Consider the following 14,051-nt stretch of genomic DNA (forward strand, 5'->3'; position numbering starts at 1 on the left):
TTCATGAAACTGCATTGGATGGCCGCCCTGCGCACGGCGGCCTTGGGGCTGGTGGTCGGTGTCGGCCTGGGCGCCTGCGGCGGCAGCGACGACCCCGAGCCGGTCGCGGCGCCTGCCCCGACCGCCCAGACGCTGTCGGGCACGGTCGAGGGCTCGCTGCACAGCTCGGGCACGATGAAACAGTTTCTCGGCATCCCGTACGCGGCGCCGCCGGTCGGCGCGCTGCGCTGGGCCGCGCCTACGGCCCCGGCCAGTTGGGCCGGCGTGCGCAGCGCCAAGCAGTACGGCACCCACTGCCCGCAACGCGACACCTCGCCGCTGTCGTTCTACGGCACGGCCGCCGGCAGCGAAGACTGCCTGTACCTGAACGTCTTCACCCCCACGACGCCCGGGCCGCACCCGGTGCTGGTGTGGATCCACGGCGGCGCCTTCCAGTACGGCCGCGGTGTGGGCTACACGCCGGTGCGCCTGACCGCGCAGGGCATCGTCGTCGTGTCGATCAACTACCGCCTCGGCGCGTTGGGTTTCCTGTCGCACCCGGCGCTCAACGTCAACGGCCGCTCGGGCAATTACGGCGTGATGGACCAGACCTTCGCGTTGCACTGGGTCAAGAACAACATCGGCAACTTCGGCGGCGACCCGAGCAACATCACCATCGCCGGCCAATCGGCCGGCGCGGCCAGCGTGCTCACGCAGCTCAACTCGCCGGCGGCGGTCAACCTCTTCCACAAGGCCGTGCTGCAGAGCGGCCCGGTGACCGAGCAGCCCACGCTGGCCGAAGCCCAGTTCGGCCGTGCGGCCGCCCCGGGCGTCACGCCCATCACGGGCGGTGTCGATGTCGCGGCCACGCGCTTCAGCTGCCCGAACGACGCCAACGCCGCCACCTGCCTGCGTGCCCTGTCGGTGGACACGGTCATCGCCAACCAGCCGTCCGACACCTTCTCGGCCACCAACTCGCCGGTCGTCGACGGCGTGTACCTGGTGCGCGGCAACCAGGCGGCCGTCAACGGCAACCTGCTGTCGAGCAAGGTGCCGGTGCTGATCGGCGCGACCACCGACGAGTACACCTCGCTGCTGGCCGGCGAAGAAACCGCGGCCAACAACACCGGGCTCGCGGCCGGCTCGCCCGTCAGCGGCCTGAAGCCCGTCACCGACCCGACCTACGTGCCCATCCTGGCCGACGACGCCGCGCTCACCACGCGCCTGGTGCGCACCTTCGGCCCGACGGCCGCGCCGGCCGTCGCGGCGGCCTACCCGGCCTCGGCCTACGGCGGTTCGCGCCCGCTCGCGCTGAGCGCCGCGGTCACCGACTCGCTCTTCGCCTGCGGCACGCGCCGCGCGGCCAAGGCGCTCGCGGCCAGCGGCGTGCCGGTCTACGCGTACGAGTTCAACGACCCGAACGCACCGATGGCCTTGCAGCCGGCGGTGAGCTTCCCGTTCAAGTCGTACCACGCGGCCGAGATCCAGTACCTGTTCGACCTGCCCAGCAGCGCGCTGCTGAGCGCCTCGCAACGGGCGCTGGCCGAGCAGATGACCACCTACTGGGCCAACTTCGTGAAGGCCCGCAACGGCAACCCCAACGCCGCCGGCAGCGCGAGCTGGCCGCCGTACACCACGGCCGAAGAGATGCTGCTGTTCGCACCGACGGGCACCACGGTCATCACCAACTTCAAGACGACCCACCGCTGCGCTGCGCTGTGGACGCCTGATCTGCCCTGATCGACCCCGTCGGTCGCGCACACCGAGAACGCCCGGGCCGGCATGCCGCCGGCCCAGGACGTCACACCCCCAAAAAGGAGACAGTCCCGATGAAAACTTCCACATCCACCCTGCGCCGGGCCCTCGCGGGCGCGGCCTTCGCGCTCGGCCTCATGGCCAGCGCCCACGCGCAGACCACGCTGCTGTCCACCACCTTCACCGGTGGCCTGGGCAGCTTCACCAGCGCGGGCAGCGTGGCCACCGGCACCTACGGCGCCCGCCTGCGCGGCGCACTCACCGGGGCCGATGGCGCCATCACCTCGCCGGCCATCAGCACCGTGGGCCACACCAGCGTCAGCGTGAGCTTCACGCGCAGCACGTCGGGGCTGGACAGCGGTGAAGCCGGCATCGCCGAGTACTCGGTCAACGGCAGCACCTACACGGCCATCGAATCGCTGCAAAGCGTGTCGGGCGCCACCACGGTCACGCTGCCGTCGAACGCCGCCGGCCAGAGCGCGCTGCGCCTGCGCTTCCGCGTCAACGCCAGCAGCTCGCTCGAGACCTACACCGTCACCGGCCTCACGGTCACCGGCAACAGCGGCACCGGCGAGCCGCCCCCGACCGGCGGCGGCACCCTGCCCCCGGTGACCAGCGTCGATGCCGACGGCCCGTTCGCGGTCACCGTCACGCAATCGACCGGCCCGTCGCGCCAGGCCTGGGTCGTGCGCCCGACCACGCTCGGCGCCAACGGCCTGAAGCACCCGATCTTCATCTGGGGCCCGGGGGCCGGCACCGGCCCGAGCAACTACGAGTTCCACCTGCGGCGCATCGCCTCGCACGGCTTCGTCGTGTACTCGATCACCTCGACCGGCGACGGCACCGAGATGAAGGCCGGCCTCGACTGGCTGATCCAGCAGAACAGCAGCAGCACGAGCGCGCTCAACGGCAAGCTCGACACCACGAAGATCGCCGCCGGCGGCCACTCGCGCGGTTCGGTGAGCACCTTCGCCTTCGCCACCGACTCGCGCCTGACGACGACCATCCACGTCGCCGGCGGCTCGTTCGATGGCAACGGCCCGAACAACCTGCGCAAGCCCGCCGCATACATCTGCGGTGAAGCCGACACGCTGGCCACGCCGAACTGCGAGCGCGACTACACCAACACGCGCGTGCCGGTGTACTTCACGGTGATGAACGACGTGGACCACGTCTCGGCCGCGCGCGAAGGCATCGGCGCCATCGTGGCCTGGCTGCGCTGGCAGCTGGCCGGCGAGACCTCGCGCCGCACGAGCTTCCTCGACCCGGGCCAGGCCTTCACCACGGGCAAGTTCGTCTCGAAAGACAAGAACTTCTGATCCCTGTTTGACGCGTCCCCAGTTCCGGCGCACCTCGGTGCGCCGGCTTTTTGTCGTCGGCCGCGCGCATCGCCGACCTTTGATCTGCCCCAGCAAGCACGTTCTGTTTTGGTGCTGTGAATGCCGGGGTTTGCACGGGCGTTGAAATTTAGTTAGCTTGCATAACATTCATCGCCGCCACCCAAGAGCGGCGCGTTCATCGATCCAACAACAGGAGACTCCCCATGATCCCAAAGACCCTTCGCCCCGCGCTGCTCGCGCTCGCCGCGGCCGCACTCGCGCCAGTGGCCACGCAGGCCGCACCGGTGTGCAACACCACCACCGCCTCGTCGGGCAACACCACGCACACGATCGTTCACAACGGCGTGTCGCGCACCTACCGCCTGCACATCCCGCGCTCGCTCACGACGCCCGCCGCGGTGGTGCTGAGCCTGCACGGCCTGGGCAGCAGCGCGTCATCGCAGCAGTCGAGCAGCGGCTGGGACACCACCTCCGACACCAACCGCAATTTCGTCGTTGCCTACCCGCAGGGCGTGAACGCCCGCTGGAACGTCGCCGGCTTCAACCCCACCGTCGATGACACCGGCTTCATGAAGGCCATCGTCGACCACGTGTCGCAACGCGTGCGCATCGCGCCGAACCGCGTCTACATCAGCGGCACCTCGCTGGGTGGCGGCTTCTCGCACAAGATGGCCTGCACGCAAGCGAACTACTTCGCCGCGGCCGCGCCGGTGGTGTTCCACCTGCACAGCAGCCCGCAGGACTATGTGTGCGCCCCGCAGCGCCCGATCAGCGTCAAGGAATACGCCGGCCTCAACGACACCCTGGTGCGCTACGAAGGCGGCACCAGCACGGTCTCGGGCCAGACCGTGACCCACCTGTCGGCCAACGCCAGCTTCCAGAAGTGGGCCCAACTGAGCGGCTGCACCGGCAACCCGGTCACCGTGTGGTCGCGCTTCTCGGCCAACGACAAGGAATACCAGAACTGCGCCGGCGGCGTGAAGGTCGGCCTGGCCAGCCTGTCGTGCGGCCACGGCTACTGCACCAGCACCAGCTACGGCCGCCCGAGCGACAACGCGTGGAAGTTGTTCGCCACGCAAGTCACGCCGGGCCTGAAGGCAGACGCCTGCGGCTCCTGAGCACGCAGACGCGCCTCACACCCATTTCATCGGCCTATCCGGGTTGTTCGGCCTGCCTCACGGCAGGCCGTTTTTTTTGGTGCCTGCGGTGTCGCGTCGCCTCCCGGCGCAACGGCACTGCAAGGGGTCGTCAGCCCACTTCGGCTTCGGCCTCCTGGGGCCGTGCGACCAGCGCGGCGACGAAGCTCACGCCGTGGCGCTCGAAGCCCAGGCGCTCGTAGAAGGCATGGGCCGCTTCGCGCTCGACGTGCGACGACAGCGCCAGCTTGTAGCAACCCGCCTTGCGTGCGATCGCCATGGCCTCGTTCATCAGCTGACGGCCGAGGCCGGTGCGCCGCATCATGGGCATCACCGCGAGGTCTTCGACCACCGCGCTCGGCGCGCCACTTTCGCCCAGCAGCGGCAGCAGCACCAGCGTGAGGGTGGCGAGGATGGTGCCGTCGCAGCGGCGCGCGACCAGCACCCGCGCGGTCGGCAACTGCGCCTTCAGGCGGTCCCACTGCTCGAAGGCGCGGTCGGGGTCGAAGTCGTCCCACGAGCTGAGGCCGGCTTCGCAGAGCAGCGCGGCCAGGGCCGGGGCGTCGTCGCGCGTGGCGTCGCCGACGTGCATGTCATGCATGGTGTCTCCTTGCGTTGGTTCGATGGCGGCATTTTGTCGCGGCCTCGGGGCGCGGTTGATGCGGGTCAACGCGGGGACCGCAGGTCGAATCGCACACCGGGGCGGCTGGCGCGACCGGCGGTGGGACACAGAGAATGGCGCTTCCTTCCGCCCGCCTTCAGCCGCCGAGGTTCCCGATGTACGTCCCCAGTGCCCACGCCGAAACCGACCTCGACACCCTGCACGCGCTGATCGCCGCCCACCCTCTGGGCACCTGGGTCACGCTGGGCGACGGCGAACTCATCGCCAACCCGGTGCCCTTTTTGCTCGACCGCACGCGTGGCCCCTGCGGCACGCTGCTCGCGCACGTGGCGCGGGCGAACCCGGTGTGGCAAGCCTTCTCGGCTTCGGTGCCCTCGCTGGTGGTCTTTCAGGGACCGCAGCGTTACATCACGCCCTCGTGGTACCCGAGCAAGCACGCGCACGGCAAGGCGGTGCCGACCTGGAACTACGCCGTCGTGCAGGCCCGCGGCACGCCGCGCGCCATCGAAGACCGCGACTGGCTGCTCGCCCACGTGACGCAGCTGACCGACACGCACGAGGCCGGGCAGGCACTGCCCTGGCAGGTGTCCGACGCGCCGGCCGACTTCACCGAGCGGCTGCTCGGCGCCATCGTCGGCATCGAGATTCCGGTGGACTCGCTGACGGGCAAGTGGAAAGTCAGCCAGAACCGCCCGGCCGGCGACAAGCTCGGCGTGGTCGCGGGCCTGATGTCGCAGCCCGACGAGGCCTCGCAGCACATGGCCGGGCTCGTGCGCCGCGCGATGGGCGAGGATGCCGCCGGCTGAGCCGCCCGCAATTGCCTATTGCAGCTGGCGCGACTCGAAAGTCGCCAGCACGGTGCCGCCTTCGTCGAGCAGGTCGAGCTTGTCGCCGCCGATGCGCCAGTGCGCCGCGCGGGCCAGCGCGTCGAGAAACGCCTGCTCATGCGCCATGCCCTGCGCGCACGCCATGCGCGTGCCGGCCAGGCCGCTGAAACTCAGCCGATCGCCTTGCAGCGTGTAGCCACCCGTCATGCGGTTGCAGCCGCTGAAGCCCGCCACGCGCGGCGGAACCGTCTGCAGCACGAGATGCGGCTCGCGCTGGCCCTCGGCCAGCGTCACCGGCTGGCCGGCCACGGTCATCAGCTTCCAGTAGGTGTCTTGCAGCGGGGCGGTGGCCAGCACGTTCGGGCAGCCGACCTCGGCCGTCGCCGCGATGACGCGCTGCACCCGCAGCGACGCGCGCGGGGCCGCCGCATCGACCGACGGGCGCGTCACCACCTGCGCCTCGACCTCGACGCGCACTGGCGCGCCCGGGGCCGGCCGTGCGGCAGCGTAGGCGCGTTGCAAGGCAGCGGCGTCGCCGTCTTCGAGCACCGGCCAGCGGCGGCCGCTGGTGCAGTCGACAAAGCTGCCCGCATCGGCCAGGTGCGTATACAGGCCCAGCATCGGGCGCGCCCTGTCGGGCGTGGCACAGGCGGCGAGGCCGACGGCGGCCACGCACGCGGCCGCAAGCTCGGCCAGGGCATGCCGTCCACGCGACAGACGAAACGGACTCATGCGGGGGCCTCCTGAGGTGAAACACGGCGCGCGCCGGGTGGGCGCCGCGTGCAAGGTCGTGCAGCTTTGCAAGCCGCCCCGCAGGCGTCAAGCCGCATCGGCAAGACCCGCCGAGCCGCCGGGTACGCAGTCACGGCAGGCGGGCACGCCCTTCGCCCGTTGCAGGAACCGCCGGCCCCCGCCGGCACCGACGAAAGGCCCCCATGAACAACCCCTGGACGAAGAAGAACCCCTGGATGAGCATGTGGCTGAGCGCCGCCCACCAGGTGGGCAACACCGCCCTGGCACAGACCCGCGCGCAGGCCCAGGCACAGATCAACCGGACCGTGCAGCAGGGCGTGCACGATGCGATGTCGGTGTGGACGGGCTGGATGTTCCCCAGCACCGCCAGCCCGCACCCCCCGCCGCCGGCTCGCCGCAAGGCGAGCCCGGCGCGCGCGAAGAAGCGGCGTTGACCGCAGCGCGGACCTGCGGCCGGCACGCGAGATCGGCAACCGGCAGCCGGTGACCGGTAAGGCCGCGTGCAAGAACGACAGGTCGTGTGTGCGCGGCTGGCACCGCGGTCAAGGTCCGCTGGCCGGGGCGGACGGCTTCGCGCCGCCGGTGGCCTTGTCCACCACCTTGTCGGCGGCGCGCCCGGTCGCCTCGGCGCCGCGCTTGATGCCGCGTCCCGTGGCCTGCACCCCGCGCTCGACGCCGCGTGCGGCGGCGCTGGCGCCCCGTTCGATGCCGCGCGCCGCGGCCTTCGCCCCGCGCTCGACACCGCTGGCTGCGGCGTGCACGCCGCGCACCACCGCGCCTTCGACCTTGCGCACCGCGGCGGGCGCCGAGGCCGACGCGTCCTGCGCGAGCACCGGGCCCGCGGCCGACGCGCCGCACAAGAACAACAGGCCCAGAAGGCGAGAAAGCATCGTCATGTCAGACCGGTGAAGCTGCGATGCCGGGCATCTTAGTGAGGCCTGGCCCGCACCACTGGCCGCGAGGTCTTGCGGTGCGAGCGCGGACCATGGCCAGTCAGGCCTCGTCGCGGCCGATGGCGCGGTAGGCCACGGCCCCCAGCACCGCGCCGACGATGGGTGCGACCCAGAAGGCCCACAGCTGCGCCACCGCCCAGTCGCCCACGAACAGCGCGACACCCGTGCTGCGCGCCGGGTTCACCGAGGTGTTGGTGACAGGGATCGTGATCAGGTGGATCAAGGTCAGCGCCAGGCCGATGGCGATGGGCGCAAAGCCCGCCGGCGCGCGCTTGTCGGTCGCTCCGAGGATGACGATCAGGAAGAACATCGTCATCACCACCTCGGCCACCAGCGCCGCCACGAGCGAGTAGCCGCCCGGCGAATGCGCGCCGTAGCCGTTCGACGCGAAGCCCTTCGACACATCGAAGCCCGGCGCGCCGCTGGCGATCACATAGAGAACCGCACCGGCCGCCACCGCGCCCAGCACCTGCGCGACGATGTACGCCGGCAGTTGCGAGGCCGGAAAGCGCCCCCCGGCCCACAGCCCGATCGACACCGCCGGGTTCAGGTGGCAGCCCGAGATGTGCCCGATGGCATAGGCCATGGTCAGCACCGTCAGGCCGAAGGCGAGCGACACGCCGTGCAGGCCGATCCCCACCTGCGGAAACGCAGCCGCCAGCACCGCGCTGCCGCAGCCCCCCAGCACCAGCCAGAACGTCCCCAGGAACTCAGCACCATATGTCTTCACGGCTCACCCTTTCATGACAGCCTTGGTCTTCGACGACAGGCCTGCGACGCGCACGACAACATGCGTGCCGGCGACGTTGGCAGGCCTGGACCTTCTAACCGAGGCGGGCGGCTTTGAGAATCCCCGAGGGGCTTCGCCGCAGGTGAAATGTCAGCGCCGACAGTCCCCAGCACAGCCAGGCCGTCCACAGCGAATGGCTGGCGTAGTGCGCCCCGCGCACCAACTGCGCAACACCGCACGCGAAGCCCATCCCCACGGTCACCGCGAGCCACAGGCGCGCGGCTCGGGGCGCGTCGCGCCGCAGGGCAAACCAACCCGGCATGAACGCGAATGCCGTTGCAGCGTGCCCCGAAGGAAAACACCCCCCAGGCCCACCGTCTGCCACGCCCAGCACCCAGTGCGGCACGTACGACGCCACGCCCCCGAACTGCGCGAGCGACCACGGGCAACTCGTCGCGCTGGTCCGCTTGAGCAGCGGGATGAGCAGCGCGCACGCCATCGAGGTGACGAGCCATGCGATGCGCTCGCGATGCGGCAGGCCGCGTGCGAAGGGCAAGGGCTGCCAGACGCCCAGCGCAAGCAGTCCCAGCACCGCCCACGCGGCCACACGCACCCCGTCATGCATCACCCCCGAGAGCAGCCAGTGGTTCTTCCAGGCGAAGCCCTGGGCACCACCGAACACCTGGGACAGCGGCAGGTCGAGGCCGCTGGCGTCCCAGGCCAGCACCAGGAGCAGCCCCGCGAACAGTCGCAGGGCATCGGCCTGGGCCGATGCCGCGTGGTCGTCGCGGCTCAGTGCCGGCATGCGGCGCTCACGTCCAGGCCCGGCTCGTAGACCGCGGTCTGCACCTGCAGCAAGCCCAGCACGGTGTGGAACAGGTGGTCGTGCGTCCAGGGCCGGGTGGTCTGCTGCGCGAGGCAGCCGCGGTCGAGCCCGAAGCCCTGGCTGAAGCCCGGCGACAGCCACCACACCATGGGCACGTTGAGCTGTTCACGCGGCGCGATGAGTTGCGGCACGCCGTGCAGGTAGAGCCCGTGTTCGCCCAGCGACTCGCCGTGGTCGGACAGGTAGACCATGGCCCCGTCGAAGCGAGACACACGCTGCTGCAGGAAGCCGATGACCCCGGCGAGCAGGTGGTCGGTGTAGAGCAGCGCGTTGTCGTAGGCATTCACGATCTCGGGCGTGCTGCAGCGGCGCAGGTCGTCGCTCTCGCACGCGGGCGTGAAGCGCTTGAAGGCCTCGGGGTAGCGCCGGTGGTACGCCGGGCCATGGTTGCCCAGCGTGTGCAGCACCACCACGAGGTTGCCATGGGCGTCGCGGGCCACCGCATCGAGGCCGTCGAGCAGCACGTCATCGAAACACCGGCCCTCGGCGCACAGGCCGGGCACCTTGGCCTGGTCGAGCTGCTCGGCATGCAGGCCGTCGCAGACGCCCTTGCAGCCCGATTGGTTGTCGCGCCAGAGCACCTCGAAGCCGGCGTGGTCGAGCACATGCAGCAGCGATTCGCTGCCCCGGATGCGCGCCTCGTCGTAGTGGCGCCGGCCCACCGCCGAGAACATGCACGGCAGCGAGGTCTCGGTGTTGGTGCCGCAGGCCGTCATGTCGCGGAAGTTGAGCACGTCGAGCGCCGCCAGCTCGGGCGTGGTCTGGCGCGCATAGCCGTTCAGGCCCCAGTTGGCCGCCCGCGCGGTTTCACCGACCACCAGCACCAGGAGCACCGGCTTGCGCCGGGCCGCCCACGCCGGGCCCAGGTGGGCATCGGTGCCCACGGGCGCGCGCACGCCGCCCGCCGCGTGGGCGTCGCCCACCAGCACGCGCGCGGTCGAGTACACGAGGTTGGCCGGCGTCACGAGGTAGCGCAGCTCTTTGTGGTTGCGCATCTGCGCCGAGACGTCCTGCGACACGGCGCGCAGCGACACAAGGGCCAGCACCGCGCAGCCCAGCAAGAGCGCGGCCCGCGTGAGCACCGCACGCCCCACCGGGTGCCGCCTCACGCGCAGGCGCCACAGCAGCCACAGCGGCAGGCCGGCGTACAGCGCCAGGTGCACCCCCAGCCCGGTGCCGAGCAATTCGCGTGCTTCGGCAGGCTGGGTGTGCAGCACGTTGCGCAGCATCGTGGGGTCGAGAAACACGCCGTAGTGCTGCATGAAATGGCCCGCCGCGGCCGAGGCCACGACCAGCACCGACAGCAGCGGGCGTGCCGTCCAGGCGTTCAGCACCAGCCCGAGCAAGAGGCCGTGCACGGCCACGAGCCCTGCCAGCACGGCCGCCGCGAAGGCCCAGGTGGCCGGCTGCGACCCGTCGCGCCCCGACAGCAGCGCGTCGAGAAAACGTCCGTTGAAGGCCAGCGCGAACAGCAGACTCGCGCCCAGCACCAGCGCGTCGCTGCCCACCTGGGGCCGCCAGCGCCATGCGGTGCGCAGGCCGCCGGCGACGTCGGGCCAGGCGGGCAGGCGGGATGACACGGGGGACAGCATGCCGTGCATGGTCGACACCCCGGCTTAAGAACGCCTTAACCCCAGCCGGCCGGCGTGGCCAGCACGCGGGCGCGGTGGGCGGGGCTTACTTGGGGTCAGCCGCGGGGGCGCCGACCCCCGCCTGCGCCGCCTGCTGGTCGGCGTGGTAGCTCGACCGCACCAGCGCGCCCACGGCGGCGTGGGTGAAGCCCATGGCCTTCGCCTCGGCCTCGAACATCTTGAAGGTGTCGGGGTGCACGTAGCGGCGCACGGGCAGGTGGTGGCCGCTGGGCGCGAGGTACTGGCCGATGGTGAGCATGTCGATGCCGTGCTCGCGCATGTCGCGCATGACCTGCAAGATTTCTTCGTCGGTCTCGCCCAGGCCGACCATCAGGCCGCTCTTGGTGGGCACGCCGGGGGCGAACTCTTTGAATCGCTTGAGCAGGTTGAGCGAGAACGCGTAGTCGGAGCCGGGGCGCGCTTCTTTGTAGAGGCGCGGCACGGTTTCCATGTTGTGGTTCATCACGTCGGGCGGCGCGGCCTTGAGGATGTCGAGCGCGCGGTCCATGCGGCCGCGGAAGTCGGGCGTGAGGATCTCGATGCGCGTTTGCGGCGACATCTCACGCACCCGGCGGATGCACTCGACGAAGTGGCCCGCGCCGCCGTCGCGCAGGTCGTCGCGGTCCACGCTGGTGATGACGACGTACTTGAGCTTGAGCGCGGCGATGGTCTTGGCGAGGTTGACGGGCTCGTCGGCGTCGAGCGGGTCGGGCCGGCCGTGGCCCACGTCGCAGAACGGGCAGCGCCGCGTGCACTTGTCGCCCATGATCATGAAGGTGGCCGTGCCGTGGCCGAAGCACTCGCCGATGTTGGGGCACGAGGCTTCTTCGCAGACGGTGTGCAGCTTGTGCTCGCGCAGGATCTGCTTGATCTCGTAGAAGCGGGTGCTGGGCGAGCCGGCTTTCACGCGGATCCAGTCGGGCTTCTTCAGCGTCTCGGCCGGCACGATCTTGATGGGGATGCGCGCGGTCTTGGCCTGCGACTTCTGCTTGGCCGTGGGGTCGTAGTTCGACGGGTCCTGGGCCTGGTGGACGACGTTGTCGGAGGACATCGGGAGCGCTTTCGAGGCGAGCGGTTCAGCTCAGGTGGGAGGCGAGTTTGTCGCCCAGCCGTTGGGCCACTTCGGGCCAGCCGGCGGTGACGCCGAGTGTAGCCAGATCGACTGTTTGCAGCCCTGCGTAGCCGCAAGGGTTGATGCCGCCGAAGGGCTGCAGGTCCATCGCCACATTGAGCGCCACGCCGTGGTACGTGCAGTGCCGGCTGACCTTGATGCCGAGCGCGGCGATCTTGCCCAGGCCCTCGAAGGGGTCGGCGCGCGGGCCGGTCAGCGCGGCGTGGCCGAAGGGGTCGGCGAGGTTCACGTAGATGCCCGGCGCGCCCGCCACGCGGTGGCCGGTCACGCCATACGACTCCAGCGTCTTGATGACGCAGTGTTCGAGCCGGTAGACGTATTCCTTCACGTAGATGTTCAGGCGCTTGAGGTCGATCAAGGGGTAGGCCACGACCTGCCCGGGGCCGTGGTACGTGACCTGGCCGCCGCGGTTGGTCTGCACCACGGGCACGCCGTGCGCGTCGATCACGTGCTCGGCCTTGCCGGCCAGGCCCTGGGTGTAGACGGGCGGGTGCTCGCACAGCCAGATCTCGTCGGGCGTGTCGGACGTGCGGGCCTCGGTGAACTGGCGCATCGCGGCCTCGGTGGCGGCGTAGTCCACGCGGCCGAGCAGGCGCACGGTGGCAGGGGCGAAAGAAGGCATGGCCGGAATTGTGGCCGCGCGGGTACGCAGCGCCCGCGCGGCTGGATGCAAACCAGGGCGCCGCCCCCGGACATCTGCACGCGTTTGCGTCTGCATGCGCGGCCGGCGCGTAGGGGTGGGGGCCGGCAAACGGCCGGTGAAGCACACCAGGAGATGTCCATGACCACCCCCAAGTTCCGCGCGCTGCCCCTGATGGCAGCGGCGCTGCTCGCCGCCTGCAGCAGCGCCGGCGCGTCCAGCCACCGCGAGGCGCCCTTCATCACGACCGTACCCAAGGTCGATGCGACCGACTTCTACATGTTCCGCAGCTACGAGACGGGCCGCAGCGACTACGTGACCCTGATCGCCAACTACCAGCCGCTGCAAGACGCGTACGGCGGGCCGAACTATTTCTCGATGGACCCGAACGCGCTGTACGAGATCCACATCGACAACGACGGCGATGCGCGTGAAGACCTGAGCTTCCAGTTCCGCTTCCGCAACACGCTGGCCGGCGACAACGGCGTGGCCTTGCCGGTGGGCGGCCAGAGCGTGGCGATTCCGCTCATCCAGGCCGGCCCGGTGAGCGCCGTGCGCGACGCCAACCTCAACCTCGCCGAGAGCTACACGGTGACGCTGGTGCGCGGCAACCGCCGCAGCGGCCAGGCCCAGCCGATCAGCAACTACAGCGGGGGCGCCACCAGCTTCGCCAAGCCGGTGGACAACATCGGCGTGAAGACGATCGCCAACTACGCGGCCTATGCCAACCAGCACATCCACACGGTCAACATCCCCGGCTGCAGCGCGCCGGGCAAGGTGTTCGTCGGCCAGCGCAAGGACCCGTTCGCGGTCAACCTGGGCACGATCTTCGACCTGGTCAACGCGCCGGTGGCGGTCATCACCAACCCGGCGCTGATCGGCGCGGCGCCCAACACCATCGACGACAAGAACGTCACCACGCTGGCGCTCGAAGTGCACAAGAGCTGCCTCACCGCCGGCAGCGAGCCGGTGATCGGCGGCTGGACCAGCGCCAGCCTGCGCCAGGTGCGCCTGCTCGACCCGACGCCCAGGCCCGGCCACCAGACGAGCGAAAAGGCCGGCGGCGCCTGGACGCAGGTCTCGCGCCTGGGCATGCCGCTGGTCAACGAGGTGGTGATCGGCCTGAAGGACAAGGACCGCTTCAACGCCAGCAAGCCGGTCAACGACGGCCAGTTCGCCCCCTACGTGACGAACCCCTCGCTGCCCAAGCTGCTGGAAATCGCGCTCAACATCCCCAACACGGCGCCGACCAACTACCCGCGCACCGACCTGGTGGACACCTTCCTGCGCGGCATCCAGGGCGTCAACCGGCCGGCCAACGGGGTGGCGTCCGAGATGCTGCGGCTGAACACCAGCACCGCGCCGGTGGCCTTTGCCAACCAGCACCGCCTCGGACTGATCGGCGGCGACGGCGCGGGCTTCCCGAACGGCCGCCGCCCGAAGGACGACGTGGTCGATGTGTCGCTCGTCGCGGTGATGGGCGGGCTGTGCGTCGCCAACGGCAACAACAACGCGCTCGGCTTCGGCACTGCGTGCAACCCGTCGGCCGTGCCGCTGGGGGCCACCTCGCTGAACCTGCACGACGCGGTGGACCAGGCCGTGCTGCCGCTGCTGCCGGGCTTCCCGTACCTCGCCACGCCCATCGGTGGCACGCCGTGAAGGGGACC

At 70.5% G+C, this 14,051-nt stretch carries 14 protein-coding genes; 6 read left to right on the forward strand and 8 right to left on the reverse strand.

Going from position 1 to position 14,051, the window contains the following annotated elements:
• Nucleotides 1–3 precede the first annotated feature (3 nt).
• From AC1KAT_RS16645 to AC1KAT_RS16655, 3 genes are all read left to right on the forward strand, one after another.
• A complete protein-coding gene (locus AC1KAT_RS16645; RefSeq protein WP_480327989.1) occupies nt 4–1,719 on the forward strand; it encodes a carboxylesterase/lipase family protein in 1,716 nt (571 codons plus the stop codon).
• Between the two features lie 89 nt (nt 1,720–1,808).
• Nucleotides 1,809–3,053 carry a poly(ethylene terephthalate) hydrolase family protein gene (locus tag AC1KAT_RS16650; RefSeq protein ID WP_480327991.1) on the forward strand — a complete coding sequence of 415 codons (1,245 nt, stop codon included), beginning with the start codon at nt 1,809–1,811 and terminating at the stop codon, nt 3,051–3,053.
• Between the two features lie 224 nt (nt 3,054–3,277).
• The gene (locus tag AC1KAT_RS16655) at nt 3,278–4,192 is read left to right on the forward strand and encodes a CE1 family esterase (protein ID WP_480327993.1); all 915 of its coding nucleotides are present in this window, start codon (nt 3,278–3,280) and stop codon (nt 4,190–4,192) included.
• 130 nt (nt 4,193–4,322) lie between these two features.
• Here the strand turns inward: AC1KAT_RS16655 and AC1KAT_RS16660 are convergent, their stop codons facing one another.
• Nucleotides 4,323–4,811, reverse strand: a complete 489-nt coding sequence (locus AC1KAT_RS16660) for a GNAT family N-acetyltransferase (RefSeq protein WP_480327995.1) — start codon at nt 4,809–4,811, stop codon at nt 4,323–4,325.
• A 176-nt stretch (nt 4,812–4,987) separates the two neighbouring features.
• Here AC1KAT_RS16660 and AC1KAT_RS16665 point away from each other — a divergent pair, with 176 nt between their 5' ends.
• Nucleotides 4,988–5,638: an FMN-binding negative transcriptional regulator gene (locus tag AC1KAT_RS16665; protein ID WP_480327997.1), complete on the forward strand. Its 651-nt coding sequence runs from the start codon at nt 4,988–4,990 to the stop codon at nt 5,636–5,638.
• Nucleotides 5,639–5,653: 15 nt separating this feature from the next.
• Here the strand turns inward: AC1KAT_RS16665 and AC1KAT_RS16670 are convergent, their stop codons facing one another.
• Nucleotides 5,654–6,391 carry an META domain-containing protein gene (locus AC1KAT_RS16670; RefSeq protein WP_480327999.1) on the reverse strand — a complete coding sequence of 246 codons (738 nt, stop codon included), beginning with the start codon at nt 6,389–6,391 and terminating at the stop codon, nt 5,654–5,656.
• A 203-nt stretch (nt 6,392–6,594) separates the two neighbouring features.
• Between AC1KAT_RS16670 and AC1KAT_RS16675 the strand changes: the two genes are divergently transcribed.
• Nucleotides 6,595–6,846, forward strand: coding sequence for a hypothetical protein (locus AC1KAT_RS16675; RefSeq protein ID WP_480328001.1), 252 nt, complete (start codon nt 6,595–6,597; stop codon nt 6,844–6,846).
• A gap of 108 nt (nt 6,847–6,954) precedes the next feature.
• On the opposite strand, the gene AC1KAT_RS16680 is transcribed toward AC1KAT_RS16675, so the two are convergent.
• The 6 genes from AC1KAT_RS16680 to lipB all read right to left on the reverse strand — a co-directional run bounded on the left by AC1KAT_RS16680 (nt 6,955) and on the right by lipB (nt 12,366).
• The gene (locus AC1KAT_RS16680; protein WP_480328003.1) at nt 6,955–7,308 is read right to left on the reverse strand and encodes a hypothetical protein; all 354 of its coding nucleotides are present in this window, start codon (nt 7,306–7,308) and stop codon (nt 6,955–6,957) included.
• Between the two features lie 97 nt (nt 7,309–7,405).
• Entirely contained in the window at nt 7,406–8,095 is a 690-nt protein-coding gene (gene aqpZ, locus AC1KAT_RS16685; protein ID WP_480328005.1) for an aquaporin Z, read from the reverse strand.
• Nucleotides 8,096–8,189: 94 nt separating this feature from the next.
• The gene (locus AC1KAT_RS16690) at nt 8,190–8,900 is read right to left on the reverse strand and encodes a phosphatase PAP2 family protein (protein ID WP_480328007.1); all 711 of its coding nucleotides are present in this window, start codon (nt 8,898–8,900) and stop codon (nt 8,190–8,192) included.
• A complete protein-coding gene (locus AC1KAT_RS16695) occupies nt 8,888–10,573 on the reverse strand; it encodes a phosphoethanolamine transferase (RefSeq protein WP_480328009.1) in 1,686 nt (561 codons plus the stop codon). Before AC1KAT_RS16695 ends, AC1KAT_RS16690 begins: the two co-directional genes overlap by 13 nt.
• A gap of 85 nt (nt 10,574–10,658) precedes the next feature.
• Nucleotides 10,659–11,663, reverse strand: coding sequence for a lipoyl synthase (gene lipA / locus AC1KAT_RS16700; protein WP_480328011.1), 1,005 nt, complete (start codon nt 11,661–11,663; stop codon nt 10,659–10,661).
• A gap of 25 nt (nt 11,664–11,688) precedes the next feature.
• Nucleotides 11,689–12,366 (reverse strand): lipoyl(octanoyl) transferase LipB, encoded by a 678-nt coding sequence (lipB, locus tag AC1KAT_RS16705; RefSeq protein WP_480328013.1) that lies wholly within the window; start codon nt 12,364–12,366, stop codon nt 11,689–11,691.
• 153 nt (nt 12,367–12,519) lie between these two features.
• Here lipB and AC1KAT_RS16710 point away from each other — a divergent pair, with 153 nt between their 5' ends.
• Nucleotides 12,520–14,043: a DUF4331 domain-containing protein gene (locus tag AC1KAT_RS16710; protein ID WP_480328015.1), complete on the forward strand. Its 1,524-nt coding sequence runs from the start codon at nt 12,520–12,522 to the stop codon at nt 14,041–14,043.
• Nucleotides 14,044–14,051: the final 8 nt, after the last annotated feature.

The sequence above is a fragment of the Piscinibacter sp. PDB5-1 genome, from assembly GCF_056676035.1.

Coding starts and splice junctions, on each gene's coding strand:
- AC1KAT_RS16645 (WP_480327989.1), top strand. CDS start 4: ATGAAACTGCATTGGATGGCCGCCCTGCGCACGGCGGCCTTGGGGCTG.
- AC1KAT_RS16650 (WP_480327991.1), top strand. CDS start 1,809: ATGAAAACTTCCACATCCACCCTGCGCCGGGCCCTCGCGGGCGCGGCC.
- AC1KAT_RS16655 (WP_480327993.1), top strand. CDS start 3,278: ATGATCCCAAAGACCCTTCGCCCCGCGCTGCTCGCGCTCGCCGCGGCC.
- AC1KAT_RS16660 (WP_480327995.1), bottom strand. CDS start 4,811: ATGCATGACATGCACGTCGGCGACGCCACGCGCGACGACGCCCCGGCC.
- AC1KAT_RS16665 (WP_480327997.1), top strand. CDS start 4,988: ATGTACGTCCCCAGTGCCCACGCCGAAACCGACCTCGACACCCTGCAC.
- AC1KAT_RS16670 (WP_480327999.1), bottom strand. CDS start 6,391: ATGAGTCCGTTTCGTCTGTCGCGTGGACGGCATGCCCTGGCCGAGCTT.
- AC1KAT_RS16675 (WP_480328001.1), top strand. CDS start 6,595: ATGAACAACCCCTGGACGAAGAAGAACCCCTGGATGAGCATGTGGCTG.
- AC1KAT_RS16680 (WP_480328003.1), bottom strand. CDS start 7,308: ATGACGATGCTTTCTCGCCTTCTGGGCCTGTTGTTCTTGTGCGGCGCG.
- AC1KAT_RS16690 (WP_480328007.1), bottom strand. CDS start 8,900: ATGCCGGCACTGAGCCGCGACGACCACGCGGCATCGGCCCAGGCCGAT.
- AC1KAT_RS16695 (WP_480328009.1), bottom strand. CDS start 10,573: ATGCTGTCCCCCGTGTCATCCCGCCTGCCCGCCTGGCCCGACGTCGCC.
- lipA (WP_480328011.1), bottom strand. CDS start 11,663: ATGTCCTCCGACAACGTCGTCCACCAGGCCCAGGACCCGTCGAACTAC.
- lipB (WP_480328013.1), bottom strand. CDS start 12,366: ATGCCTTCTTTCGCCCCTGCCACCGTGCGCCTGCTCGGCCGCGTGGAC.
- AC1KAT_RS16710 (WP_480328015.1), top strand. CDS start 12,520: ATGTCCATGACCACCCCCAAGTTCCGCGCGCTGCCCCTGATGGCAGCG.